General features: G+C 59.4%; 19 protein-coding genes. 5 read left to right on the top strand and 14 right to left on the bottom strand.

What is annotated here, in order from left to right; translation table 11 throughout:
• Positions 1-123 precede the first annotated feature (123 nt).
• From glgB to K290_RS0111785, 6 genes are all read right to left on the bottom strand, one after another.
• Complete coding sequence (glgB, locus tag K290_RS0111810) at positions 124-2,331, bottom strand: 1,4-alpha-glucan branching protein GlgB (RefSeq protein WP_028752127.1); 2,208 nt, start codon at positions 2,329-2,331, stop codon at positions 124-126.
• Entirely contained in the window at positions 2,331-5,609 is a 3,279-nt protein-coding gene (gene treS, locus K290_RS0111805) for a maltose alpha-D-glucosyltransferase (protein WP_028752126.1), read from the bottom strand. Before treS ends, glgB begins: the two co-directional genes overlap by 1 nt.
• Entirely contained in the window at positions 5,610-8,840 is a 3,231-nt protein-coding gene (locus K290_RS0111800; RefSeq protein ID WP_028752125.1) for a maltotransferase domain-containing protein, read from the bottom strand.
• 296 nt (positions 8,841-9,136) lie between these two features.
• On the bottom strand, positions 9,137-9,964 hold the full coding sequence (locus K290_RS0111795) for a nickel-binding protein (protein WP_028752124.1): 828 nt from the start codon (positions 9,962-9,964) through the stop codon (positions 9,137-9,139).
• Between the two features lie 98 nt (positions 9,965-10,062).
• Positions 10,063-10,884 (bottom strand): SDR family oxidoreductase, encoded by an 822-nt coding sequence (locus tag K290_RS0111790; RefSeq protein WP_028752123.1) that lies wholly within the window; start codon positions 10,882-10,884, stop codon positions 10,063-10,065.
• A 94-nt stretch (positions 10,885-10,978) separates the two neighbouring features.
• Positions 10,979-12,172, bottom strand: a complete 1,194-nt coding sequence (locus K290_RS0111785) for a phytanoyl-CoA dioxygenase family protein (RefSeq protein WP_028752122.1) — start codon at positions 12,170-12,172, stop codon at positions 10,979-10,981.
• A 94-nt stretch (positions 12,173-12,266) separates the two neighbouring features.
• On the opposite strand from K290_RS0111785, the gene K290_RS0111780 reads away from it, so the two are divergent.
• A complete protein-coding gene (locus K290_RS0111780; protein ID WP_028752121.1) occupies positions 12,267-13,289 on the top strand; it encodes a LacI family DNA-binding transcriptional regulator in 1,023 nt (340 codons plus the stop codon).
• Between the two features lie 4 nt (positions 13,290-13,293).
• On the opposite strand, the gene K290_RS0111775 is transcribed toward K290_RS0111780, so the two are convergent.
• From K290_RS0111775 to K290_RS0111765, 3 genes are all read right to left on the bottom strand, one after another.
• On the bottom strand, positions 13,294-13,968 hold the full coding sequence (locus K290_RS0111775) for an HAD family hydrolase (RefSeq protein WP_028752120.1): 675 nt from the start codon (positions 13,966-13,968) through the stop codon (positions 13,294-13,296).
• A gap of 111 nt (positions 13,969-14,079) precedes the next feature.
• Positions 14,080-15,060: a mannonate dehydratase gene (locus tag K290_RS0111770; RefSeq protein ID WP_028752119.1), complete on the bottom strand. Its 981-nt coding sequence runs from the start codon at positions 15,058-15,060 to the stop codon at positions 14,080-14,082.
• Between the two features lie 107 nt (positions 15,061-15,167).
• Complete coding sequence (locus K290_RS0111765; RefSeq protein ID WP_028752118.1) at positions 15,168-16,241, bottom strand: LacI family DNA-binding transcriptional regulator; 1,074 nt, start codon at positions 16,239-16,241, stop codon at positions 15,168-15,170.
• Positions 16,242-16,426: 185 nt separating this feature from the next.
• Between K290_RS0111765 and K290_RS0111760 the strand changes: the two genes are divergently transcribed.
• The 3 genes from K290_RS0111760 (at position 16,427) to K290_RS0111750 (ending at position 20,098) form a co-directional block, all read left to right on the top strand.
• Positions 16,427-17,254, top strand: coding sequence for an ABC transporter substrate-binding protein (locus tag K290_RS0111760; RefSeq protein WP_028752117.1), 828 nt, complete (start codon positions 16,427-16,429; stop codon positions 17,252-17,254).
• A gap of 101 nt (positions 17,255-17,355) precedes the next feature.
• Positions 17,356-18,897 (top strand): amino acid ABC transporter permease/ATP-binding protein, encoded by a 1,542-nt coding sequence (locus K290_RS38730; RefSeq protein WP_028752116.1) that lies wholly within the window; start codon positions 17,356-17,358, stop codon positions 18,895-18,897.
• Between the two features lie 73 nt (positions 18,898-18,970).
• Positions 18,971-20,098 carry an NAD(P)/FAD-dependent oxidoreductase gene (locus tag K290_RS0111750; RefSeq protein ID WP_028752115.1) on the top strand — a complete coding sequence of 376 codons (1,128 nt, stop codon included), beginning with the start codon at positions 18,971-18,973 and terminating at the stop codon, positions 20,096-20,098.
• Positions 20,099-20,156: 58 nt separating this feature from the next.
• Here K290_RS0111750 and K290_RS0111745 read toward each other — a convergent pair whose 3' ends face one another.
• Positions 20,157-20,552, bottom strand: coding sequence for a hypothetical protein (locus tag K290_RS0111745; protein WP_028752114.1), 396 nt, complete (start codon positions 20,550-20,552; stop codon positions 20,157-20,159).
• Positions 20,553-20,768: 216 nt separating this feature from the next.
• Here K290_RS0111745 and K290_RS0111740 point away from each other — a divergent pair, with 216 nt between their 5' ends.
• Positions 20,769-21,131: a hypothetical protein gene (locus K290_RS0111740; RefSeq protein ID WP_028752113.1), complete on the top strand. Its 363-nt coding sequence runs from the start codon at positions 20,769-20,771 to the stop codon at positions 21,129-21,131.
• A 12-nt stretch (positions 21,132-21,143) separates the two neighbouring features.
• Here the strand turns inward: K290_RS0111740 and K290_RS0111735 are convergent, their stop codons facing one another.
• Genes K290_RS0111735 through K290_RS0111720 form a run of 4 tightly spaced genes read right to left on the bottom strand, consistent with a single transcriptional unit; the run spans position 21,144 to position 25,568 of the window.
• On the bottom strand, positions 21,144-22,208 hold the full coding sequence (locus tag K290_RS0111735; RefSeq protein WP_028752112.1) for an ABC transporter ATP-binding protein: 1,065 nt from the start codon (positions 22,206-22,208) through the stop codon (positions 21,144-21,146).
• Positions 22,209-22,231: 23 nt separating this feature from the next.
• Complete coding sequence (locus K290_RS0111730) at positions 22,232-23,746, bottom strand: DUF5060 domain-containing protein (RefSeq protein ID WP_028752111.1); 1,515 nt, start codon at positions 23,744-23,746, stop codon at positions 22,232-22,234.
• A gap of 38 nt (positions 23,747-23,784) precedes the next feature.
• The gene (locus tag K290_RS0111725; RefSeq protein ID WP_037135275.1) at positions 23,785-24,672 is read right to left on the bottom strand and encodes a carbohydrate ABC transporter permease; all 888 of its coding nucleotides are present in this window, start codon (positions 24,670-24,672) and stop codon (positions 23,785-23,787) included.
• Positions 24,669-25,568 (bottom strand): carbohydrate ABC transporter permease, encoded by a 900-nt coding sequence (locus tag K290_RS0111720; RefSeq protein WP_028752109.1) that lies wholly within the window; start codon positions 25,566-25,568, stop codon positions 24,669-24,671. The genes K290_RS0111725 and K290_RS0111720 overlap by 4 nt, the downstream gene beginning before the upstream one ends.
• Positions 25,569-25,574: the final 6 nt, after the last annotated feature.

The raw sequence follows: 25,574 nt of genomic DNA, 5'->3' as shown, positions 1-25,574 counted from the left end.
TCGGCGAAATACAAATCTACTGGTCTGCTGCTGCGCCAAGGAAGAGCATGCTGCCTTGTTCGCGTGAACGATGCAATGATCAAAGTCTCGAAGAGACGCAGGACGGGATTTCCGCGATTGCAATCATCGAGGGCTTTTGACGAAGATGGTCGCGAGCGGCGGCAGTTGCAGGGATAGCGAGGCGGGGCGGCCGTTCAGCGAAGACGAGGTCGCCGGCACTGCCCCGTTCACCAGGCCGGTGCCGCCATATTCAGGTGCATCGCTATTGAACTCCTCGACCCATATGCCTTCCGTCGGAACGCCGATGCGATAGTCGTAGCGCGGAACGGGCGTGAAATTCGACACGACGAGAATCGAATAGGAGCGGTCTTGCGGAAACCGTAGCATCGCGAAAACGGAATTGGCCGCGTCATCGACCACGGCCCATTCGAAGCCCTGTGGATCGAGATCTCCGAATTGCAGGGCGTCCTCCCTGCCATAAATGCCGTTCAGATCTCTGACCAGACGCTGCATGGAGGCATGTCGCGGTTGGTCGAGGACATCCCAGGTTACGGATTGATCGTGCTGCCACTCGCCGGGCTGCGCGATTTCCCCGCCCATGAAAAGCAGCTTTTTGCCTGGATAGCCCCACATGAAGGCGAAATAGGCCCGAAGATTGGCGAATTTCTGCCAGTCGTCGCCCGGCATTTTCGCCAGAAGGGAGCCTTTTCCGTGAACAACCTCGTCGTGCGAGAGCGGCAGCATGAAGCGCTCGGAATAGGCATAGATCATGCCGAAGGTCATCATGTCATGATGATGGCGGCGATAAACGGGATTCTTCGACATGTAAGTGAGGCTGTCATGCATCCAGCCCATGTTCCATTTGATGTCGAATCCCAGGCCGCCTTGCTCCGGTGGTCTCGTCACGCCGGGCCACGCCGTGGATTCCTCGGCAATCATGAGTGCATCGGGGCATCGCTGATGAATGATGCTGTTCAGGTGCTTGAGGAATTCGACCGCTTCCAGATTCTCCCGGCCGCCGTACCGATTGGGAACCCATTCGCCTTCGTTGCGGCTATAGTCGCGGTAGAGCATCGAAGCCACCGCATCCACCCTCAGGCCATCCACATGGTAGCGCTCCAGCCACTCCAAGGCGCTGGCGATCAAAAAGCCTTTCACCTCGTTGCGGCCGAGATTGTAGATCAGGGTGTTCCAATCGGCGTGGAAACCTTCTCGGGGATCCTCGTGCTCGTAGAGGGCGCTCCCGTCGAAGCGGGACAGGCCCCAGACGTCGGTCGGGAAATGTGCGGGCACCCAGTCGAGGATCACACCCAGACCTGCCCCATGGCACCGATCGACGAAATAGGCGAAATCTTCCGGTGTGCCGTAGCGTCCAGTAGGGGCGAAAAGGCCGAGAGGCTGGTAGCCCCAGGAGCCGCCGAACGGGTACTCCATTATGGGAAGCAACTCTATATGGGTGAACCCCATGTCGCGCGCATAGGGTACAAGCCGCTGACTGAGTTCGATCCAATCGAAAGACCTGTTGCCGTCCTGAAGATTTCGAAGCCACGAACCCACATGGACTTCGTAGACCGACATGGCGCCTTCCAGACTTTTTCGCGATTGCCGGGTATGCAGCCACGTGTCGTCGCTCCAGCGGAACGGTGTTGACGACGCGACGATGGAGGCCGTTGACGGGGCAGCTTCGCTCGCCCGCGCGACCGGATCGGCTTTCTGCGGAAGGCAGGTACCGTTTGCATCGACGATCTCGAACTTATAGCGTTCGCCGGGCGTCAGCCGTGGAATGAAGATCTCCCAAACGCCGGCGGGTGCCCGCAGGCGCATGGGGTTGCGCCGGCCGTCCCATGAATTGAAATCTCCCACGACCGAAACCCGTCGTGCGTTCGGTGCCCACACGGCGAAGCGAACGCCGGCGATTCCGTCGACTTCCATTGCGACCGCGCCGAGTGTCCGACTTAGGTTGTAATGGGTTCCCTCAGCAATCAGATGGAGATCGAGTTCGCCTAGCAAAGGTCCGAAGCTGTAGGGATCCTCGGTCACTTGAATCGCGTCCGGCCATTTGATCCGCAGGCAACAGTCCAATTTTGAAGCAACGGCGGCTGCAAACAATCCAGCCGGGTGAACAAGCTGGCAGGCGGTCAGGACATTGCCGCTGGCGGTATCGATGATATCCACCGCATCCGCGCCGGGCATGAATATCCGCACGATCGTGAACACGCCGTGCCTGTGGATTCCGAGGACCGCAAACGGATCGCCGTGGCGTCCTTGAGTCAGCGCTGCAATCGCGTCCTGTCCGATGCCGGCGAGAAGGTCGGAGCGTTCGATATCCATTAGCGGGCCTCCAGAAGATTGGACAGGATGCCCGAAAGCCCTGCCAATGGAATGGGCAGCCATTTTGGCCGGTTGCGCGCCTCGTAGGCGACTTCATAAGCAGCTTTCTCCAGAAGAAAGGCGTCCAGAATCCTGCGTCGTTGTTCGGGCGGCATCGACAATGCCTCCGACTTCGAAATCGCTTCGAAATAGGCGTCGAGAAAAGCGCGCTCCGCTTTTAGGGCGAAGCCGGCGATGGCTTTCCGTCGGCGCTCATTTTCGTGCTCGATGACTGCATCATTATCGAGGTCGGCGGTCGCGGCCAGATAGCTCAGCGACCGCAACAGTCCTGCCACATCGCGCAACGGACTGGTCTTGGCGCGGCGCTCGGCAAGGTTTCGCGCAGGCTCGCCTTCGAAATCGATGATTACCGCATCGCCTTCGCTCACGAGAATCTGGCCGAGATGGAAGTCGCCATGCACACGTGTCATGAGCGTACCGCGGACGCTTTCCGCCAGCGTGTCGGCCAGATCGATAATCGCTGCCTTGCGCTGCAGAAGCGGCTTGGCCAATGCATCGACAGCCGGATCGGCGGTCTCGTCCAGTTCCGCAAGCTTTGAGAATGCGTACGAAACTTCGCCGGCGATCGTCTCTTTCAGCGATGCGATTTCCGGTTCAGCCGCAGTGACCGGTTTGAAAGCTTCTTCTTCGGTATGTTGAGCAAGCACCACATGCAGCTCACCAAGCCGCTGGCCAATCATGGCGACGAAGTTCGTCAGCGACTGGAAGAAATCGTCCCGCGGCTGAGCGGCCGGATCACTTAGGGCGAATTCATCGGCGGCGCGGCGAAGATTGCTCAGCATCCAATCCCAAGCGTCACCCTGGTTTCGGATTGCGCCCTGCACGATGATGAGCGTGGATCGGCGTCCGCTGGGATCGGTATGCGCGACCTCGCCGAGGAAGGGGGCGGTGTGATCATAGCCGGCCCGGGTCAGGAAGCGCGTCATCTCGACCTCCGGATGCATGCCGGGAAAGATATGCCTGATCAGTTTGATGATGACCAAGTCGCCGATGATCAGCGAACTATTCGACTGCTCGGCCGAGAGCCAATGGATCGGCATGTCGGGCGTCATGTCGAGATGATCGAGCTGATCGGTGCCGATGAATTCTATGGTTCCGGTGCGGCCAGTGGTGTGGGACCGTTCGCAAAGGCCGCGCACGATTCCGCGCGCCATCGCATCCACGGCAAAACCATCCGTCAGGAAGCCGACGCGCCTGCCCTGGCGGAGCCTGGCCAGCGCGAGCTGTTGAGCAAGTACGGGAGGCTGCGTGTCATCCCACGCCACGGCAAGCGGTAGCTGATAGGATTCCGTATGGTTCGGAAGCTCTGCCTCTAGTTCACCGAGCACGACACCTTCAGCAAAGGGAATGGGTGTCGCGGAAATGAGCCGGGCTGCCTGCAATGGCTGGTCTTTCGCCCCAAACCAGCGGCGCTTGGAAAGATATGCCGGCAGGATTTCGGAATTCAAGATCTTCGAATGCCTTGGCTCGTCCACTAATTCCAGCAGGTCCCGGCGGATGACCATCGTCAACAGATCGGGGAGTTGCTCGGGCGGAGCCGTCCGCCAGGCGGGCCCATCGGCATCGGCGACCAACTGGAACCAGAAGAAGCCGTAAGGCGGTAGCGTCAATAGATAGGTCAATTGGCCGATGGGTGGAAATGGCGACATGCCCGTCAGTTCTATCGGCACACGCATCTCGAACTGCGATAGGTCGAGTTCCACGGCCTGCGGCAGGCGGGAAAGATTGGCAACGCAGAGAAGCGTTTCGTCTTCGTGTTCGCGTAGATAGGCGAGGATCTTCCGGTTAGTCGGCGAGAGGAAACGCAGCGAGCCGCGACCGAATGCCGGATGTTTGCCGCGCAGCGCCAGCATCCTGCGCATCCAGTTCAGGAGCGAATGTGCATCCGTGCTTTGCGCCTCGACATTGACGGCTTCAAATCCATAGAGGGGATCGGCAACCGGAGGCAAAACGAGGCGCGCAGGGTCAACGCGCGAAAAACCGCCATTGCGGTCGGGAGACCACTGCATCGGCGTCCTGACGCCATCCCTGTCACCCAAATAGATGTTGTCCCCCATGCCGATTTCGTCGCCATAATAGATCACCGGCGTTCCCGGCATGGAGAGGAGAAGCGCGTTCATAAGCTCGATGCGGCGGCGGTCGCGCTCCATCAGCGGCGCAAGGCGCCGCCGGATACCGAGGTTGATGCGTGCGCGCTTATCGGAGGCATAGGTTTCCCACAGATAATCGCGCTCGGCGTCGGTCACCATTTCGAGCGTCAGCTCATCATGATTGCGCAGGAATATCGCCCATTGGCAGATGTCTGGAATTTCGGGCGTCTGGCGCAGAATATCGGTGATCGGAAAACGGTCTTCCTTGGCGATCGCCATGTACATGCGCGGCATCAGCGGGAAGTGAAACGCCATATGGCATTCGTCGCCGTCGCCGAAATATTCGCGCGTGTCTTCCGGCCACTGGTTCGCCTCGGCGAGCAGCATCACGCCGGGATGGGTCGAATCCAGCGCCGCGCGTATCCGCTTGAGGATCGCGTGGGTTTCGGGCAGGTTCTCGTTGATCGTGCCGTCCCGTTCGACGAGGTAGGGGATGGCATCCAGACGAAAACCGTCGATGCCGGTTTCCAGCCAAAAGCGCATCACCTTCAGCAATTCTTCCATCACAAGCGGGTTGTCGAAGTTCAGATCCGGCTGGTGCGAGTAGAACCGATGCCAATAGTAGGCGCCGGCGACCGGATCCCATGTCCAGTTGGATTTTTCGGTATCGACGAAAATGATGCGGGTTTCCGAAAACCTCTGATCAGTATCCGACCAGAGATAAAATTCCCGTTCGGGCGATCCTGCCGGTGCTTGCCGGGCGCGTTGGAACCACGGGTGCTGGTCCGAGGTGTGGTTGATCACGAGTTCGATGATGACGTGGATATTGCGCTGATGGGCGGCGTCCACGAAGGCTCGAAAATCCTCCATCGTTCCGTAATCTGGGCTGACATTGCCATAATCGGCAATGTCATAACCGTCGTCGCGGCGCGGCGACGGGAAGAAGGGAAGCAGCCAAATGGCGTTGATTCCAAGTGACGCGATATGGTCGAGTTTTTGGTGCAGCCCAGCAAAATCGCCGACGCCGTCATTGTTGGCATCATAGAACGATTTGATATGGAGCTGATAGATCATCGCGTCCTTGTACCAGAGTGGATCGCGCTCTCTGTCGCGGTGCGTCGTGTCCATTCATGCCTCCCTTGACCGGACGCGCCAGATGGCGAAGGGCAGGCTGTGCGGATCGAGCCAGACCCTCTGCCGTTTGCCGGTCCAACTGAAGCGACCGCCGCCGATGAGATCCTCGGCGTCCAACGTACCGTCATCCCCGAGTGACCAGAGCCACAGCGGTATCTCGACCTCGCTCTCCTGTGGGTGGTGAGGATCGAGGGTAATGGCGACGAGCAGGACATTGTCGCGGGCAGGGCTTGCTTTTTCGAAAAACAGAATATTGTCGTTGGCTGCGTAAAGAAGCGTCAGCCCCAGGTGCGAATGCAGGGCGCTGTTTTCGTTTCTGATCCGGTTCAGCATCCGGATCTCGGCGATGATGTTGCCGGGCCGATCGTGATCCCAGGCGCGAATTTCATATTTCTCGCTGTCGGCATATTCCTTGCGCTTGGCGTCAGGACGTCCCTCGCAAAGTTCAAAACCGTTATAAACACCCCAAAGACCTGAAAGCGTCGCCGCGAGTGCCGCGCGGATCAGGAAGGCGGGGCGGGGCGCGTTCTGCAGAAAGTCCGGATTGATATCATGCGTGTTGACGAAGAAATGCGGGCGGAAAAAATCCTTCACCTCCGTCTGGGTGAGCTCTCGCATATAGTGTTCGAGCTCCCATTTGGCATTGCGCCAGGTGAAGTATGTGTAGGATTGGGAAAAGCCGAGCTTTGCGAGCCGGTACATGACTTTCGGCTTGGTGAACGCTTCCGACAGGAAAACCACATCCGGGTGACGCGCCCTGATATCGTCGATCAGCCATTCCCAGAAAGGAAATGGTTTGGTGTGAGGATTGTCGACGCGAAACAGCTTTACGCCCTGATCCACCCATACTTGGACGACCCGCCGCAGCTCGAGCCATAGGCCGGGCAGGGAATCCCTGGTGTAAAAATCGACGTTAACGATGTCTTCGTATTTTTTCGGCGGGTTCTCGGCGTAACGGATCGTTCCGTCCGGCCGCCAATCAAACCAACCCGGATGCTCCTTCAGCCAAGGGTGATCGGGCGATGTCTGGATTGCGAGATCGAGCGCGATCTCAAGGCCATGCTCCTCGGCCGCTTTGATTAGGCGACGAAAATCATCGAACGTGCCGAGTTCCGGATGGATGGCATCGTGCCCGCCGGCGGGCGAGCCGATGGCATAGGGACTTCCAGGATCGCCCGGGCCCGCTTGCAGGCTGTTGTTGCGCCCCTTCCTGTTGGTCGAACCGATCGGATGGATCGGCGGAAAATAGAGCACATCGAAACCCATGTCGCGAATGGCCGGCAGTCTTGCGACAACATCGTCGAAGGTGCCGTGCCTGCCTGGGTCGCCGCTCTGCGAGCGTGGAAAGATCTGGTACCAGCTTGCGTATGCCGCAGCCTTCCGCTCCGCATCCACTATGCTCGCTTCCGAGCGAACTCGGAAGGGTCGCTTATCCGCTCGCGCCATCAGTTCGGACGTATGCAGATTAAGCAGAATTGCAGTCCGGTCCGCCTGTGAGGAGGATTCAAGCTTTTCAAACAGTGCCTGCAGCTCGGTGCGAAGCGTGTCCCGCGCCTCGGCGAGTGCTGCGCGAACGAGGTTCATTCCTTCCTGGATTTCCAACTTGAGATCGAGCCTCGCCTCGTTCTTCTTCGACAGCTCATAGCGAAAGACCGCAAACAGGCTCTTCCAGGCCTCGACTGCGAATTCATACCGGCCGACCCGCTCCAGCGGAAATTCGGCCCGCCACCGGTCGTTCTCGACCAGCCGCATCGCCACTTCGTTCCATGCAGTCGCATCCGCGGAGCGCCATAGGAGGGCTGCGGCGATCGGATCATGTCCGTCGGCGAAGATATCAGCCTCGACCGAGACGACGTCGCCGACGATCCGCTTGACCGGAAACCGTCCGTCATCGACCCGAGGCATGATATTTTCGATTGCCAGGCGCGGCGAGGCGATAGCCTTTGTAATGTCCAGCGTGGGAGCGACCGTGATCGGCGTCGAGGCCGTCGCCTCGAACGCGATAATTTCTCCGGCCCGCAGGCGCAGGGCCGCATCAACGCCCTTCTTAAAGGGGAGAAAGCGCGAGGCTGCCTCGCGCAGCGCCGTCAAAGGAGCAGGAGCGCTTCGCCGGAGGTCTCTGTTGAGAAGGATGATCTGTACGCGGTCTGCATCCCGAAGGTCTTCTTCGTTTGAATGAAGGAGTGCGGATACCGGGCTGCTTGCGCTGCGGATAAGAGAAAGCGACGAATGAAACTTCGCGCCGTTCGTGCCTAGTTCCATGTTGGCAGCGCGAATTTCGGACGAGATATCGAAGGCCAGGTCATATCGGAGGCCCCGCAATCCCGATCCGTCTCCGTGGGTGGGATCGAGCGGCAGGGCGGCGCCATATTCGAATCCCATCGGGATCATGAGCCCGCCGCCCAATGACGTGGCAAGGCGCAGCGCCCTTATGGACCGTCGTTCGCGTATTTCCCGGCTTTCCGTACCGTGAGCCATCCGTTTGGCAAATGGTGGCTCCGGAAAAGCGATTTGCCAGCCAAGCGGTTGCTGAACGCGATGCTCCTCTATGAACCACCTTTCGTCGAAGTCCCACCAGGCCATCGAGGAAAAGCAGCCATCAAAGCCGAGACCGGCTAGTGCAGCCCTCGCCTCGAAGGCAGTGCCGGGCGTCCAGGCCATGAATTGCACGTTCGGCGCCTGTTCCCGGATCGCCGTGATCAAAGATCGCCATAGCTCCGGTGGTATGCGATCGGTGCCCAGACAGCGATAGCCCGATATTCCAAGCCCGCTCAGCGTCTGCAGCCGTTTCGTCCATTCGGCCAGGAGCTGTGATTGCCGATCTTCTGCGGTGAGGGTAATGAGGGAGCTGCTTGCGTCCAATGGCGAGAGCCTCGGATCAATCGGACGCAAATCCCGCGACGGATCGCGTGCCTTTCTATCGAGCACGAGATCCATCATGAGGGCCACACCCCGCTCTCGCGCAGCGACTGCCAAAGCCCCTAAGCCGTCGACGAGAGATGTCCCAAGGGAGAGTTCAGGGTCAAGATTTTCGAAATCCTGAGCCGCGAACACGCTGTTGCCGCCTCGATCGAAAAGCGGCGCCGTCAGAACCGTATCGAAACCAATATCCTTTGCGTGATCAAAAAGCTCGCGCCATGCGTCGATCCCTCTGAGAAGCAGGGGATTGACGTAGTAAATTTGGGGTGGAGTGCTCGGCAACCCCTCGTTCGCAGTTGATGTCATCGCCGCTGCTCACGTTGGTTCGACATGAGAGTTCGACATGAGAACTTTCGCCGCCGCTGCTTTGTTCCCTTTTTTATGCCGCAGGAATGCTCGCCGACATGTTCTCCTTTGAAGTAGCATGAGGTCGCTGCAGATGGTCGCGCCAGATTTTCCCGCCCTTATAAGCAGTTATCGCGGTCTCTGCGGCGATAGGGAAAGCGCCACTTAAGGGCGAAAAATAATTGATGGAGAGCGTCCGAAATCCGCCCATCGAAGGGACATAGGAACGAATTTTCGCAATGGTCACGAGAATTCGATCATTGGATGGCGGCTTTGCACCAGTCACATTGGAGGACCAAGACAGGCTTCAAAAAACCTTTCAGCCGCCGGTGGGTCGCATGTGCGAAGAAATCGGCGGTGCCGTATTCTCGAAAAATGCTTTCCGACACGAGGATCTGATCGGCAGAGGCCGAGGCACACAATCGTGCTGCCAGTTGAACCGTTGAACCGAACAAGTCGTTGCTGTCCTCGACGGGCTCGCCGCAATCCAGGCCGATGCGTATATGAAGCGGTTCGAGATTGTCCTGATTGTAACGCTTGAATTCCTGCTGGATCGCGATGGCGCAATCGACGGCTGCAGTTGTCGAGACGAACATTGCCATGATCCCGTCGCCGGTGTGCTTTACCTCGCGGCCTGACGATCGGGCGAGGCATCTGCGCACGACAGCATCGTGCGCCCTCACCAGTTCAGTCGCCATGCGGTCACCGAGACGCGATGTCATCTCGGTCGAGCCGACGATATCGGTGAACAGAATGGCCCTATGACCGGCATCCATTTCGACAGCGGACTGTCCGGATGCCGGCTCGGGATCATGAATTCGGCCGAGAAATGCCTCGACTGCCGACAGGGCGACTTCGACAACCTCGGCGGCGATGAAGCCATGCGCCTCGCGGTGCACGCATTGGGCGGTTTCCATGTCCGGCGCATCCATCAGGCAAAAAGCAGTTCCGCGCCGCTCGTCGAACCAATAGGTGAGGAACTTGACCCCGTACCGATCTTGAATGTCGAGATCCTTACGATGTGCTTCGGCAATATCGGCCGCAGTGATCCCCGCAAGATCATGTCGGTCCATGAAGATAGCCATTATGCGCCCCCGCTGGAATCTCCCCAAGCATATAAGCTTACCCTAAAGTTTCGACGGAGCCCAGCCTATCCGATAGGGCGATCCGATTTCGCGTTTTCTCAGAGGGCCGCAACCGGATGCGGCGATCCGTCGTAAGCGCCCCAGATCGACTGGTCGAAACAGATGACCGAGCCGGTCATGAGGCCGGATTCGGCTGATGACAGATAGGCGCAGGCGCGGGCCACTTCCTGCGGGTCGACCAGACGGCCGAAAGGCTGGCTCGCCGCGGCCTTTTCCAGCCAGTCGGACGGTGCATCGTGATATTCCCTCTGGATCCGGTCTTCGCCTTCCGAGGCCATCCAGCCGATGTTAAGGCCGTTGACGCGGATACGGTTGCGCAGCAGCGCGTAGGCAGTGTTTTTCGTCAGGGTTTCCAGCGCGCCCTTGGAGGCGCAATAGGCGGCGATGAAGGGTTGGCCAGCCTTGGCCGACATCGAGCCGATATTGACGATGGTGCCTTCGATCTTCTCGCGCCGCATGATTTTCACCGTTTCCTGCATCAGGAAGAACGGCGCGCGGACATTGACGGCGAACATGGTGTCGAAAAGCTCGGGGCTGGTGTCGAGAATGTTGCCGCGGTCAGTAATGGCGGCGGCATTCACCAGTGCATCCACGCGACCGAAGGTCTGGTCGCAGACATGCACGACGTTCCGCGCCTCTTCGACATTGCCGAGGTCGGCTTTGACATAGACGACCTTCGTGCCTGTTGCCGCCGAGATCTCTTCAGCCTTGGCCTTGCCCTTCACGTCGTTGCGTCCGCAAATGACGATGCCTTTGGCGCCCCGATCTGCAAAGAGACGCGTGATGGTGGCGCCGAGCCCCTGCGTGCCGCCGGTGACGATGGCGATCTTGCCGTCGAGACGGCTGTGGTCTGTGCTCATTTGGTTCCTCCCGGAAATGATTTGATAGAATGTGCGGAAAGCCCCTCGCACTGCGAGAGGCTTCGTTTTGTTGGATGATGCGCCTTCAATACTGTCAGGTCAGCTTCTTTTCTGCCTGTTCGGCAAGCGCCTCGCTGAAAGCCTCGTCGCTCCAGTTTCCTTCCAGCGCCTCATGCATCAGTTGCGCCTGCGTCTTCGGCGCGAGGCCTCCGATGGGCGGGTCTCGGTCGAGATTGGTGGGGAAGGAATAGCCCTCGGCGCAGGCGGCAATGGCATTCGACACTTCCGCCTCGGAGAGCTTACCGGCCGATTTCAACGCCTTCAGCGCGGGAAACAGATTGGCGCTCATGCGCCGGCGATTGACCGTTTCCATGGCGCGGCCGAAGGCGGAGGAAACCTGCAACAGGTTTGCCACGCGCTTGATATCGGCCGAGCGGTTGTTACCGGCCGCATGGAAAAGGGCAGGATTGAAGAAGGCGACATCGCCTTTTTCGAGCGGGAGCTGAACATGGTTGCGATCGAAATAGTCGCGGAACTCCTGGCGCTTTAATGCGAGATAGCCGGGTACGTAGGTCTGGCTGTGCGGCAGGAAAAGCGTCGGACCGCTTTCGAGCGGCATGTCGCAATGGGCGACCGCGCCCTGCAGCGTCAGAACGGGCGAGAGCCTATGCACATGGGCCGGAAACTGCTCGATCACCTTCGATGATTGGAAACCGAGATGGTAGTCGCGGTGAGCGGATTGTGCCGCGCCGCCGGGGTTAACGCGGTTGACCTGCGCCGTCATCTGATAGCTCGGCCCGAGCCAGGCTTCGCTGGCAATCGCGACAATGGCATTGCCATAGTATTCCGCGAAGTTTTCGGGATCGGCGAGGCAATGCTTCTCCAGCGAATTCCAGATACGGTCGTTAGCGCCGGGCTTGGCGAAGTGGTCGCCGCCGCCGGTCGCGGTGCGATGCTGCTCCTCGATGATCTCGTTGAAAATCGCGCTGGCGCGATCGATGACGGATGTATCGTCATAAGCACGCTTGAAGACGACCACGCCCGGACCCTCGCCGAAGGCTTCGCAGATTTCTGCGAGCACGGCGCTGCGGCCTTGCGGGGTAGCAATGTCAGCCAGAACCTTGCGGCTGTCGTAGATCAGCACATTTTTTTCGACGTGATCGGCGGTCGGGTAGTCCGAAAGCAAGGTGGTTTTTTCGGCGAGCGCGCGAAAATCGTCGAGGTCACAGGCGTCTTCGGTCAGCCAGACGCGGTCGGCGCGTAGTTTTTGAAGATTGTCTGATTTCATCGGATGCTCCTCCATCTCTGATGAAGGCACTATACGGCAGATGCCGGTGTGTTATAGATCACAAATCCATCAAAAAACCATCAGAACGAGCCGCATGTCGCATCCCTTTCTCGTCAAGGACATCGCCTTTCAAGCCGGGCTCAGCACCGCCACGGTCGACCGGGTGCTGAACGGACGGGCAGGCGTGCGGCGGCAGACCGAAATGCGGGTGAAAGCGGCGATTGCCGAACTGGAAAAGCAGCAGGCGGGTGTTGCGGCGAGTGGGCAAACGCTGGCGATCGATATCGTCATGGAGACACCGGAGCGCTTTTCCAATGCCGTGCGCGCCGCCTTCGAAGCAGAGGTCGCGACCTTTTTGCCGACGGTCTTCCGCTGCCGTTTTCATTTTGCGGAAGTCATGAAGCCGGTCGAGATGGTGCAACTGATCGATCGTATCCGTCTCAGAGGCACCCACGGGATAGTGCTGAAGGCGCCCGATATTCCCGAGATTGCCGCTGCGGTCGAGCGTGCGACCAATGCCGGCGTCACCGTCGTCACCCTAGTGACCGACCTGCCGAATTCGTCGCGCGCGGTCTACGCAGGCGCCGACAACCGAGCCGCCGGCGAGACAGCGGCCTATCTTGTCGGGAATTGCTTTGATGGGGCCGCCGCTAGGGTGCTCGTGACGCTATCGAGCGGACGCTTTCGCGGCGAGGAGGAGCGGGAGATCGGCTTTCGCCGCATACTTCGCGAGCACTATCCCCAGATCGGCGTTGCCGAAATCAGCGAAGGTCACGGCGCCGACGCGGCCACAGGCATTCTTGCCGCCCGCGCCATCGCGGCAGATGCGACGATCAATGCGGTCTATTCCATCGGCGGCGGAAACAGGGCCGTGCTCGCCGCCTTCGCGGAGGCTCGAAGGAAAATCCGCGTTTTTGTCGCGCATGATCTCGATGCCGACAATCGCGCACTGCTTGCCACGGGTAAGATCGATTTTGTGTTGCATCACGACCTGCGAACGGACGCGCGTTCGGCATTTCGAGCAATTATGAGCGGTCTGCTGAAAGAGCGTGTCGCGCCGGCCGTGCTGTCCGCAGTGGAAATTATCACGCCCTATAATATGCCTGCGAGGAGCTGACCCGTCAGCGCCGTCCGCCCACTTCATCGATATGATAGAGCAGATCGGCCGGATCTTCGTAGACGCGGATCGCCCCTGCATCCCTAAGTTCTTCCTGGCCATAGCCGCCGCTCAGCAGGCCGACCCCGAGCGCCCTGCAACGTGTCGCCGCAAGCATGTCCCAGATGGCATCTCCTACGACAATCGAATTCTCTGTCGCAACCCCCAGCGCTTCGGCTGCGGCAATGAACAGGTCCGGGTCGGGCTTGGCATATTTGACCTTGTCGCGAGTGATGACTGGAAACGCGTCCGGATCGATCCCCAAGGCGGCAATATTGACCGCCGCCGTCTCCATGCGACCGCTTGTGGCGATCGCGAACGGAATCTTGGCGTCCGAAAGCCATCGGAGAAGTTCGCTCGCGCCGGGTAGAGGATGTATCTGAGCGCCAAGCCGACGATAGGCTTCGGCGTGAAGCTGCCGCAGCCGCTCATTTTTCTTATCGGTTATTTCGATGCCGGTTTCACGGAGCAACTGGTTGGTGAACAGTCCACCGCTCATTCCGATTTTTCGATGAATGCGCCATATCGAGAGGTCTATGCCCTCGGCATCCAAGGCCTCTTTCCACGCAAGCACATGCTGATAGACACTGTCCACCAACGTGCCGTCAAGATCGAACAGAAAGGCATGTTCAATGCGCATCGAGCTCTCCTCACCCCTGATCTAGGGGAGGAGCGAAAGGCATCAATGGCAACATTGTGCAGAAAAACCGTTCCCCTGTTGACCATCCTCTGAGCGACGGGCTCACCGCCACTAACGTTTGTCGTTCTCCAGCACCTGCAACATGGCGGCAATGTAGCCATAGGTGAAAGCGAAGGCGGTGTTTTCCGGGTCACGCCCGGAAACGCGCGGCACATGATCCGGCATGATCATATATCGGTAGCCGACATCGGCGTAGGTTTTCAGCGAACGCCACATATCCATGTCGCCTTCCTCCGGAAAGGTCTCCATGAACGAAAGCTTCCGGCCGCGGATATTACGAAAATGGACGTTGAAGAGCTTGCCCCTCTCGCCAAACCAGAGGATGACGTCGAAAATTTCCTCGGCCGGATTGTCGAGCATCTCGCCGACCGTGCCCTGGCAGAAATTCAGCCCATGATAGGGGCTCTCGTGCATCTGAACGAACTTCTTCAGGCCATCCACGCTGCCGAGAACTCGCGTCACCCCGCGATAGCCGGGCGGCGTGTAGGGATCGTGCGGATGACAGGCAAGCCGCACCTTGCAGGACTCGGCGACCGGAACGACGCGTGACAGGAAATAGTCGATACGCTCCCAATTTTCCTCCTCACAGAGGATGCCGACGATCGAAGGCGGCGCATCGTGATCGGCCTTTTCCCAGCGAAAGGCCTCGTTTCTCGATCCGCCGCGGCCGATTTCCAATTCGGTGCGAGGGATGCCGATAATATTGAGATTGTATTTGACGGAGGGAATGCCGACGGCGGCGGCATTTTCGATCAGACGGCAGATGGAATCGATTTGGCGATCACGGTTCGGTCCGGCAGTCAGGATATCCGGGCTATATTGCTCTTCGATCACCCGTGAGCTCATGGGGAGCTGGATCATATCGAGGATGAGGCCGAAACTTTCGATGTGCTCGCGGTGGGCCTTCAGAATATCGAGCGTCCAGTCGTGCGGATTGCCGGCGGGATCGGCATTGACGTGCCTGACGCCCAACTGTGCCATGACGCGGTAATCATCATCGTCCCGAGCCTCAAACTGCGTACCGAGATACATCTGAAATCCTCTCCTCGAATCTCTCGAATCCTAAGCAACGGGCATGCGAATTCATCCCTACAAAACGCTTTCGCGGCAATCCGCCGCGGCCGAAGCAAGGCTTTGAGTTACTTTCGACGCGGCGGCGCTACGGATCCACGCTGGATCAGACTTGTCTTGACGGTTGTGCGCTCCGCGGCCAGCTCTTTGCCGTTCAATCGGGAAATAAGTCTTTCAGCCGCCTTTTTGCCCATCTCATAGACCGGCTGATCGATGACGGTGATCGGCGGCGTGGTGACGGTCGTCCAGTCCGCATCGAGGAAGGAGATCATCGATATGTCCTGTGGGATGGACAGGCCGAGAGATTGGAGTGATCTGAACAGTCTGAGCCCGACGAGGCTGTCGGATGCCACCAGAGCCGTGGGGGGCGATCCCTCCTCAAGCAAATGCTTCAAAACGGCATTCGTCCGTTCCTGGTCGGTCGCGCCGAGCCTGACATAGTGCTGCGGGTTCTTCAGTCCCGCCTCTGTCAGCACGCTCAAAAAACCTTCCACGCGCTCCCGCACCGCGGAGTTGGAAAGATGCCGGCTGTCCGCGATGTGCTCGCCGTCGGCCTCAAGGGCGGATACATAGGCGATGCGGCGATGTCCTGCCTCGAGCAGATGCCGTGTCGCCGCAACGGCGGCGTCGCGGTCGTCGCCGGTCACGGAATCGACCCCGAGTTCCGGAATGCTTCTGTCGAACAGGACCAAGGGGACGCCGACGCGGCGAACATCCTGCAGGTGATCCATACGATCGCACCGCGAAGGGGTCACGATGAGGCCGTCGACGCGCTTGCCGATGAGCAGGTCAACCGCCGATTTCTCGGCATTAAGCTCTTCTCCTGAATTCGCAATGATGACATTGAAGCCCGCGATGCGCGCGGCATCGCTGATGCCGCGGACTGCGAGGCTGAAGAACGCGTTCTCGATATCGCCGACCACGACCCCGATAATGCCGGATTTTCCGGTGGTCATACTGCGGGCGAGCTCGTTTGGCCGATACTCAAGCGCTGTCGCCGCGGCCATTACCTGCGCGCGGATCTTGTCGCTGACCACACCATAGCCGCCCAGAACGCGGGCCGCGGTGGCCTTCGAGACCTTCGCCGCCCTTGCGACATCGGCGACGGTGACTGAGCGTTTCGAAGCGGCGAAATTTTCCATGCGACGACGACTACAAGAGTTGTTGACGGGAGGTCAATCTCAAGTTACCAAATATCAATGAGACCGGTCTCTTTCTAAATGAGACCGGTTTCTTGTCCACATATTCCTTCAACGGCGCCCGGTGGAGGAGCGGACAAGCACGTACAAATGCCGATAAGAGCACCCTTACAGAGCGGAGAACGAACATGAACAAATCTGGTATAGTCTCGGCCGTCATCGCTCCAGTGCGCGCTGGCGTCCTGGCATATCTTTTGGCAGTCGGCATCGGGTCTGCTGCTGCAGCCGACAACCCCTATAATCTCATCGATCCGAATGTTATCAGCGTCGGCACGATGGGAGATGCAAAGCCCTACACATTTGCGACCGCCGACGGTCAGTTTACCGGTTTCGATATCGAACTTTTCCTGAATGTCGCATCCCGCATCGGCTTCCCGAAGGATAAGGTGACCTTCACCGGACAGGAATTTTCGGCATTGCTGCCTTCCGTCGCGAATGAGCGGTTCGACGTAGCGGTTGCCGCGATTGGAACCACCGATGCACGCAAGAAAACGGTAGACTTCTCGGACGGCTACCTTGCCGGCTATCTGTCGGTTCTGACCCCCGATGCCGATATCAAGGACGCGAGTGGCCTCAAGGGCAAGCGCCTCGGCGTGGTACAGGGTACTCTGCAGGAAGGCTACGCCACCAAGAATTTCGCCGGCACCGATCTTGTCAAATTCCCCGACAACAACTCCGCAGTTGCCGCGCTCAACAACGGCACGATCGACGCGCACTTCCTCGATTACGAGGCGGCCAAGCAATATGGCGAACGCTATCCGGCGCTGAAGATCGCGGTGAACATTCCCTCCTTCGATGCGCCTGCCGGCTTCGTGGTGAGGAAGGGGAACGACGCCTTCCGTACCGCATTGAATACCGCGCTTCATCAGGCGATGCAGGACGGCACCTGGAAGACGCTTTACGAAAAGTGGTTTCCCGGCTCGCCGATGCCGGACCAATATCTTCCCAAGAAGTGAAGCTGCGAGCCGCCCGCGCTTGCCGGGCGGCCCTTTAACGGCACTGCTGATTTCCGGCCGGACAGCCGCATCCGCTTGCCTGCAAACTCATGGGGAACTGAATGGACTGGCTTGAAAATCTCCGCCGCAGCTTCCTGGATTGGGACGCCATGGCGGAAGTGTTGCCGAGCATGATCAGCGTCGGCCTGAAGAACACGCTGATCCTGGCTGCCGCCTCGACCGTGCTGGGCGTCATCATCGGCATGGTGCTGGCCGTCATGGGCATCTCGCAATCGCGCTGGCTGCGGCTGCCAGCGCGGATCTATACCGATATCTTCCGGGGTCTGCCGGCCATCGTGACGATCCTGATCATCGGACAGGGTTTTGCCCGCATCGGGCGCGAAATATTCGGACCTTCCCCATTTCCGCTCGGCATCATTGCCCTCAGCCTGATCGCCGGCGCCTATATCGGCGAAATCTTCCGTTCGGGCATACAAAGCGTCGAGCGCGGCCAGATGGAGGCGTGCCGCGCACTCAGCATGAGCTATGGACAGGGAATGCGGCTGATCGTCATCCCGCAGGGTGTACGCCGTGTTCTTCCCGCCCTCGTCAATCAGTTCATCGGAAACGTCAAGGATTCGAGCCTTGTCTATTTTCTGGGACTTCTTGCCTCCGAGCGCGAGATTTTTCGCGTCGGACAGGATCAGGCCGTGGTCACGGGAAATCTGTCGCCGCTGCTGCTCGCGGGCGCGTTCTATCTCGTCATTACCGTGCCGCTCACCCACTTCGTCAACTATATCGACGCGCGGCTGCGGCTCGGCAGGCAGGGCCGCGGTTCCGGTGCAGCCAGCGGGCTGGTCGAAGTGAGCGAATTGCAAGCCGCCTCCGGCGCGCAGACCGAAGCAGGTGTGGTGATCGGCAGCCATAGGCCGCGCTTCAAGGGAGGCGCTCTCAAGATCCGTGATCTCAGCATGGCCTATGGCGAGCTTGAGGTGCTGAAGGGTGTCGATCTCGACATCGCTCCCGGTACGGTCACCTGCATCATCGGTCCGTCGGGCTCGGGCAAGTCCACGCTTCTGCGGTGTCTGAACAGGCTGGTGGAACCGAAGCGCGGCGAGATCCTGCTCGATGGGGAAAGTATTCTGGCGATGAAGCCGGAGAGCCTGCGCCGGCGGGTCGGCATGGTGTTCCAGCACTTCAACCTGTTTCCCGACCACACTGCCCTCGAAAACGTCATGCTCTCGCTGACGAAGATCAAGAAGATGCCGAAGAGGGAGGCGCGGCAGATCGCGAAAACGCGGCTCGGCGAGGTGGGGCTTGCAGGACGTAGCGATCACCGGCCTGCAGGCCTGTCGGGGGGACAGCAACAGCGCGTCGCCATTGCGCGTGCGCTGGCGATGAATCCCGAAGTCGTCCTGTTCGACGAGGTGACGAGCGCGCTCGATCCGGAACTGGTCAAGGGCGTCCTCGATCTGATGGCAAACCTCGGCAGCCAGGGCATGACGATGGCGGTCGTCACCCATGAAATGGGATTTGCTCGAAAGGTCGCGGATCAGGTCGTCTTTATGGACGAGGGGCGAATCATCGAAGCGGGCAAGCCGCAGGAGATCTTCGACAATCCGCGAAGCGAGCGGCTGCAGCGCTTCCTTGCGGAAGTCCTTTGACATCCGCCGTCTCACGCGCCGCAACGGCGACAGCTTTTTCACCGTCAAGCAACGTCAACAGAGGTTACCCGATATGCATGCTTCCACTAAGCCTTCAAAGGTCATCGTCGTCGGTGGCGGGATTTTTGGGGCCTCGACAGCCGTTCATCTGGCGCGGCTCGGTGTTCGCACCGTTCTCATCAATGATGGCCCGCTGGCGAACGGGGCATCCGGCCGCTCGCTCGCCTGGCTCAACTCGGCGCGGAAGCGTTCCGACGCCTATCACCGGCTGCGCCTGGCGGGTATCGACCGTTATCGCACACTTGCCGCCCGATATCCGGATGCGCCATGGCTGCGCTTCGATGGTGGCTTGACCTGGGACGCGGACGATGCCGGCAACGAGATCGCCGAGGTCTTCGAATATGAACGCAATCTCGGCTATCATGCCAAATTGCTTGCTCCCGCAAAGATCGCCGAAACGACACCCGGCGTCGACGCAAGCACGGTGACGCCGCAAGGCGCTATCTTCAACCCCGGTGAAGGCTGGGTCGATCTGCCGTCGCTGATCGGCGTTCTCGCCGAGGAGTTCAAGGCCCTCGGCGGCGAGATCGTGACCGACGCGGGGCGTGCAGCCGTCAATGTCGAAGAGGGGCGCGCTCGCGGTGTCACAACATCCAATGGCGCCCGCTGGGACGCGGATGCCGTGCTGCTTGCCGCCGGCGGGGACGTTCCCGCAATTGTCGCTCAGACGGGGCAGCGTATCGCCGACGGAACGCCGGTTGCGCTTCTCGTCAGAACGAAGCCGGTCAAACATGCGCTGAAAGCAGTCTTGAACACGCCGCGCGTCGCCATCCGGCCGACACCGAACGGTGGCTTCGCGCTCGATTCCGCCTGGTCGGAGGAAGAGGTGGGCGTGAAGCCGGACGGCAGCTATGAGGTCAGATCGTCCACGCTCGAAGGCTTGCTGCAAGAGGCATCCAAGGTGCTCGAAGGCAATCCGGTACTGGAACTGGCCGATTACGGCGTTGGCCCAAAACCTATTCCGGGTGACGGCGATCCCGTGTTCGGCGAATTGCAATCCATTCAAGGCTATTTCGTTGCCTTCAGCCACAGCGGCGCGACGCTCGGCCTGATCGCCGGCGAATTGCTCGCGGATGAAATCGCCACCGGTAAGCGTCACCCGCTGCTCGCAAATTTCCGGCCGGAACGCTTTTCCAGGTAGGATATGGGTGTGAAAAAATGAAATCTCATCCGTTCGGCGAGGTATTTTCGGACGGAATTCATTGGTGGATCGAACCGAGCAGTGTCGGGCTTGCGGCAAGATTGTCGACAAGCACGGTCATCGCATAACAGGCGGCCAGTAGTTGCACTGAAAAGCTCAGTATAGGTCTCCAGTCGCGGGCAGAGGGAGGCCGATTGCCGATTGCGACGGAGGGGTTCTCGGTCTCGACGGGCATGGCCTTCAGGGTCCTAGCGGCGAAAGCCAGAAGCACGAGAATGTTGAAGACGATGAACTGACGCGGGCTTGCCCCGATAGTGCAGAAAATCACATTGCAGCACAGGGAGATGGCAGAGAGATAAACGCGTTTCTGCCTGCCGAGAAAGCGGTCTAAAACAGTCGATCCATTCAAATTTCGTCCCGGATTGCTCTGTCCGGCATTGCTGTTTGGCTTCACATTCTGCCTCCTTGCTCGAATCGGGCAGGCAAAGGAAACCAGCTTTCGCCGACCGCATGTGTTGCATTACATTGCGGCAAATTCTTTTAGTTTGCGGCGGCCAAGTTCGCTCGCTGCGGACAGCGCTACGCTGCTGAAACAAAACGCAACAAGATACAACACTGCGTTACACCGAAAAGCTCTATGGTCGGCCGAGTTTGAATGAGAGGTCGCTGGATGCTTTTAGATTCTCCTTCAGAGCCTGGTCAGGCGGATGTGCTGATCTGTCTCGACAATCAGCAGGTTGCCACGCATATCGGCTCGGTCCTGTCTGCCCGCGGGCTGACGGTTGCGGCCGTTCCAGCTTCTAGGATGGATGTGGAATTCGAGCCGAGAGGTTGCCAGGTTGTCGTCACGCACACAGCGATGATCGGACGGGTGCGCAGCCGCCTGCACCTGCCGGTGGTCAATGTCGAGGCGTTCATATTCGAGCGGCCGGATCATTCCACCACCGGCGCGCCGAAGCAATTCGATGGCGCTGCCTTCGTAAAACGCGTCCTGACGGTGATGAGCGACGCCGAAAGGCGCGGGCCGCGATAACGGCGCGAATTCTTATAGGCGCTGCTGGGTCTGCTTGTCGAAAAAGTGGACGTTCGACGATCTGAGGGAGAGGTTCACCGTTTGGTCGGGTGTCAGTTCCGCGCGCTGGCGCATGACCCATGTCAGTTCGCGCCCTTCGAGATCGAGCGCCACATGGGTCTCCGAGCCTGTCGGCTCGACGACGGTAACCCTGGCTGGCACGCCGCCGTCGCGGGCAAAGGATAGGTCCTCCGGACGGATGCCGATGATCACCTCCCGGCCGTCCGATTGAACCGGAGCCGCCGATAGTTCGATCGCCGTGCCGCTCGGCAGTCGCAGCCTCGGATTCGCGCCGCCCGTAAGCTTGCCCTCCAGGAAATTCATCGCCGGCGACCCGAGGAAGCCGGCAACGAAGACGTTTCTCGGCCGGTCGTAAAGCTCGAGCGGCGTGCCGATCTGTTCGACTTTCCCGCCCTGCAGCACGACGATCTTGTCGGCCATGGTCATCGCTTCGATCTGGTCGTGGGTGACATAGACGATCGTTGTTTTCAGCCGCTGATGCAGCGCCTTGATTTCGGCACGCATCTTGACGCGCAACTTGGCGTCGAGGTTGGAAAGCGGTTCGTCGAACAGGAAGACCTTGGGATCGCGCACGATGGCCCGTCCCATGGCGACGCGCTGGCGCTGGCCACCGGAAAGCTGCGCCGGCTTGCGGCCCAGCAATGGCTGAAGTCCGAGGATCTTTGCTGCCTCGCCGACTTTTCGGTCGATGTCTGCACGCTTTGCGCCGGCAAGCTCCAGCGCAAAGCCCATATTCTGGGCGACCGTCATCTGCGGATAAAGCGCATAGTTCTGGAAGACCATGGCTATGTCGCGATCCTTCGGCTGCAGGTTGTTGACCGTGCGGCCGCCGATCGAGATTTCTCCGCCGGTGATTTCCTCCAGCCCGGCAATCATCCGGAGAAGGGTGGACTTGCCGCAGCCGGACGGACCCACGAGAATGACGAATTCGCCGTCCGAAATATCGACATCGACGCCATGGATGATATCCACCGCTCCATAGGATTTCCTGACGTTCTTGATGGCCAATCCGGACATGACATTCTTCCCTTGAGGATCGATCAGTGCTTCTTGCGAATACGAAGGGCCTGGTATGGCCTGCCCGGCAGTGCGACGCCGAAGGCTGCATCCGCCTTGCCGCCGCGTACGATTGCACCATGCCGAGTGGGGTGCGGGATGGGAGCTTCGACTTTCTTTGCGGGGGTGATCGTCATCTCCCAGGTGTCGATGATATCGACGTCGTAATTGGTGCCATCCTTGGGCAGGCCCGTCGACCAGACCACGGGCTGGTGTTCGCCGAGATAGATATAACGAAGCTCGCCGTCCCGGGCGCCCGAGACGCGGGTCCAAGGCCATTCGCCGAATGATGCCATCGGTTCGAGGCCGTTGACGACATCCTGCTCCAGCAGATCGCGCAGGAAGCCGATGCGCTTCCACGCCTCGCCGCGCAGTTCGCCGCCCTTGGCCCACCAGATCAGATCCTGCGGGTGCGAATAGGTTTCGCCATGGCCGGCATAGCCGCCGCGCGTCACCGTGATCCAGAAACGATGCACCAGCTCCTGTGCCGTCAGATTGCCCCAGGACTGAATGATATTGCCCTCATATTCCGGCTCGTCGTTGACGATGGGCTTGCCATAGGCCTCACGCCATTCCTGCGTGCGCTTCACATCCCAGTTCTGAATGCAGGTGTGCGTCACCCAGGGCTTGCGGTGATCGAAGTTCATCGTTGGCTCGCCATTATGGATGGACTTCAGGTGACCGTAGGGATCGTTCTCTTCGAGAATGTGGAAATAGCGGTCCCATTGCTGCAGCGGCTTGGTGTCGAGGAGGAAATCATATTCGTTGGCAAGAGCCCACCAGACGTTCCGATAGGCGGCAAGCCGCGCCGCGAGATAGGCAACGTAGCGGAAATCTTGTTCGGCCGACATGTCCGCATAACCCCAGCGATCATAGGGGTGGAACATGATGATATCGGCTTCGATACCGAGATCGCAGAGCGCGGCCACCTGCTTTTCGAAATGCCGGAACAGGACCGGGTTCGGCCGATCGAAATCCTCCTTGCCGTCGGCGCCTTTTTCAAAGCAGGCATACAGCGGTTCGTTGACGTTATAGGGATAGTCCTTGGGAAATACGCCCATGCGGATCTTGTTGAAGCGCGCCTTCTTCAGCGTTTCGAGCGTCTGGGCCTGCATCTCCAGCGGCTGATGCGTCCAGGCATAGCAGGTCGTGCCGAACGACAGGAAAGGCTTGCCGTCGGCATAGGCGAAGTGGAACTTATTGTGGACGTGCACCGGGCCGTGATTGCGCTCAGACGGTTTGGTCGCGACAAACGAACCGGTCTTGCCATTCAATTCGGCCGTCTTCGAGCGCGTGCGGAAGGACCATTCGCCTTCATTGTTGGGCATGAAGCGAACGCGATAGACGCCGTCGCCATCGTAGAAGCCGGGTACACGGATTTCGCGGCTGTTTTGGCTGAACACGGCATCGAATGCCACGTCGAGATTGGGGTTGCCGCCCGAGGGGCCGTTGAAAGCCGCCTCGAAGACGCCCCATTTTTCGACGGTTGCATTGGACATGATATTCTCCTCGAAAGACTTGCCTATTGGGTTGATGATCAGCCCTTGACGGCGCCGGAGGTGAGGCCGGAGACGAAGTATCGCTGAAAGATGAGGTAGACGAGCGTCGCCGGCAGCACGGTCATGACGATCGCTGCATTGAGCTGCCCGTAATCATTGGAAAACTGCCCTTGGAAAGACATAAGGCCGAGTGGGAGCGTCCACATGTGCTGATCCTGCAGAAGCACTAGCGCCATGGCGAATTCGTTCCATGTGGAAACGAAATCCAGGATCAGCAGCGCGGCGAGCACCGGCAGGCAGACCGGCAGGAATATCCGGCGGAAGATGGTGAAATGGCTTGCTCCGTCGATCAGCGCGGCTTCCGACAGCTCCTTCGGAATGCCTCTGAAGAAACCATGCAGGATGAAGACCTGATAGGGCACGCCGAAGGCGATATAGGGCAGGATGACGCCGGGATAGGTATCGATCAGGCCGAGCGAATTGACCAGCATAAACAGCGGCGCCAGCATGACCTGAAACGGGATCATCGTGCCGAAGACGACGAGGAGCAGCAGTAGCTTGCTGAACCTCAGCCGGATCTTGGCGAGCGCATAGGCGGCCATGGCCGACAGGATGAGCCCGAGCGGCACTTTGATCACGGTGATAATGGTGCTGTTCAGGAAGGCGCTGGCGAAGTTGCCACGACCCCAGGCGCTCGAATAGTTCTCGAAGGCCGGATTGAGCGGCGGCACGAAGGCGCCCGTCGTCGTCACATCAGCCTGCGTTTTCAGCGACGTGAAGACGATGAAGACAAAAGGTGCAAGCCAGATCGCGGCGACGAGGAGCAGAGCGATCCATAAGCCGATCAGGACCGGATCCCGCTTGCGCTTTGCCGGGGTGACGGTCTCGAAGTCGTCCGACATGGATGATGCCGATGCAGCCGTCATTGTTCGGCCTCCTCATGCTGCTGCGTCCATCGCAGGTAGGGAATGACGATGGCGATGGTGATGAGCAGCAGAACGACGGAGATCGCAGCGCCGCGGCCGAAATCGAAGATCTGCATGGCCTGCGTGAAGGCCCAGAGCGCCAGCATCTGCGTGGATTGCGCCGGCCCGCCGCCCGTCAGGCCGTAGACGATGTCGAAGGCCTTCAGCGAGGAGATCACCGACAGAACCAATACGATGGTGAGCGTGGTGCGCAGTGCGGGGAGGGTGACGTATCGGAAGATGTTCCAGCGACCGGCGCCATCGATGCGTGCGGCTTCTACGAGCGTCTGCGAAACATTCTGCAGACCTGCGAGAAATAGGACCATGGAGAAGCCGACGGACTGCCAGAGATAGGCGACGAAGACCGAATAGAGTGCGATGTCCTTGTTGCCGAGCCAGTCCTGGATCCAGTCCTGCAGCCCCATCGACGTCAGGATCTCGGTGAAGAGGCCGAAGAAGGGATCATACATCCACTTCCACATGGTAGCGACTGCGATCGGAGCGATAATGACAGGGAGATAGAAGATGGCGCGGAAGGTATTGCGGGCGAAAAGCTTCTGATTGAGGCTCAGCGCCAGCAGCAGGCCGATCATTGGCGGAAAAATCACGCACATGATCGTCCAGATCACCGTGTTGCGGAAAGCGACCCAGAACACGGGATCCTGCGTGAAAATATATTGGTAGTTCGCGAGGCCCACGAACGGGCGCTGGGGATCGAGGCCGTTCCATCTCTGGAAGCTCAGCACCACCACGTTCAGCATCGGGTAAAGCGCGAAAATCGCGTAGATCAGCATGGCCGGGGCGAGCAGGATCGCTGCCTGGACGCGGGGATCATGTGTTCGATTGCGGAATGACATTCTGAT

Source organism: Rhizobium leucaenae USDA 9039, assembly GCF_000426285.1.
Classification (GTDB): Bacteria; Pseudomonadota; Alphaproteobacteria; order Rhizobiales; family Rhizobiaceae; genus Rhizobium; species Rhizobium leucaenae.
The sequence above is the reverse complement of the archived record's forward strand: the minus strand, read 5'-3'. Positions and strand labels throughout refer to the sequence as shown.

Bases quoted from the DNA above. Each gene is read 5' to 3' on its own strand.
- K290_RS0111740 (WP_028752113.1), top strand. From the start codon at position 20,769: ATGCTTTTAGATTCTCCTTCAGAGCCTGGTCAGGCGGATGTGCTGATC.
- K290_RS0111765 (WP_028752118.1), bottom strand. From the start codon at position 16,241: ATGGAAAATTTCGCCGCTTCGAAACGCTCAGTCACCGTCGCCGATGTC.
- K290_RS0111760 (WP_028752117.1), top strand. From the start codon at position 16,427: ATGAACAAATCTGGTATAGTCTCGGCCGTCATCGCTCCAGTGCGCGCT.
- K290_RS38730 (WP_028752116.1), top strand. From the start codon at position 17,356: ATGGACTGGCTTGAAAATCTCCGCCGCAGCTTCCTGGATTGGGACGCC.
- K290_RS0111785 (WP_028752122.1), bottom strand. From the start codon at position 12,172: ATGAAATCAGACAATCTTCAAAAACTACGCGCCGACCGCGTCTGGCTG.
- K290_RS0111795 (WP_028752124.1), bottom strand. From the start codon at position 9,964: ATGGCTATCTTCATGGACCGACATGATCTTGCGGGGATCACTGCGGCC.
- treS (WP_028752126.1), bottom strand. From the start codon at position 5,609: ATGGACACGACGCACCGCGACAGAGAGCGCGATCCACTCTGGTACAAG.
- K290_RS0111725 (WP_037135275.1), bottom strand. From the start codon at position 24,672: ATGACGGCTGCATCGGCATCATCCATGTCGGACGACTTCGAGACCGTC.
- K290_RS0111775 (WP_028752120.1), bottom strand. From the start codon at position 13,968: ATGCGCATTGAACATGCCTTTCTGTTCGATCTTGACGGCACGTTGGTG.
- K290_RS0111750 (WP_028752115.1), top strand. From the start codon at position 18,971: ATGCATGCTTCCACTAAGCCTTCAAAGGTCATCGTCGTCGGTGGCGGG.
- K290_RS0111720 (WP_028752109.1), bottom strand. From the start codon at position 25,568: ATGTCATTCCGCAATCGAACACATGATCCCCGCGTCCAGGCAGCGATC.
- K290_RS0111790 (WP_028752123.1), bottom strand. From the start codon at position 10,884: ATGAGCACAGACCACAGCCGTCTCGACGGCAAGATCGCCATCGTCACC.
- glgB (WP_028752127.1), bottom strand. From the start codon at position 2,331: ATGGATATCGAACGCTCCGACCTTCTCGCCGGCATCGGACAGGACGCG.
- K290_RS0111800 (WP_028752125.1), bottom strand. From the start codon at position 8,840: ATGACATCAACTGCGAACGAGGGGTTGCCGAGCACTCCACCCCAAATT.
- K290_RS0111730 (WP_028752111.1), bottom strand. From the start codon at position 23,746: ATGTCCAATGCAACCGTCGAAAAATGGGGCGTCTTCGAGGCGGCTTTC.
- K290_RS0111770 (WP_028752119.1), bottom strand. From the start codon at position 15,060: ATGTATCTCGGTACGCAGTTTGAGGCTCGGGACGATGATGATTACCGC.
- K290_RS0111735 (WP_028752112.1), bottom strand. From the start codon at position 22,208: ATGTCCGGATTGGCCATCAAGAACGTCAGGAAATCCTATGGAGCGGTG.
- K290_RS0111780 (WP_028752121.1), top strand. From the start codon at position 12,267: ATGTCGCATCCCTTTCTCGTCAAGGACATCGCCTTTCAAGCCGGGCTC.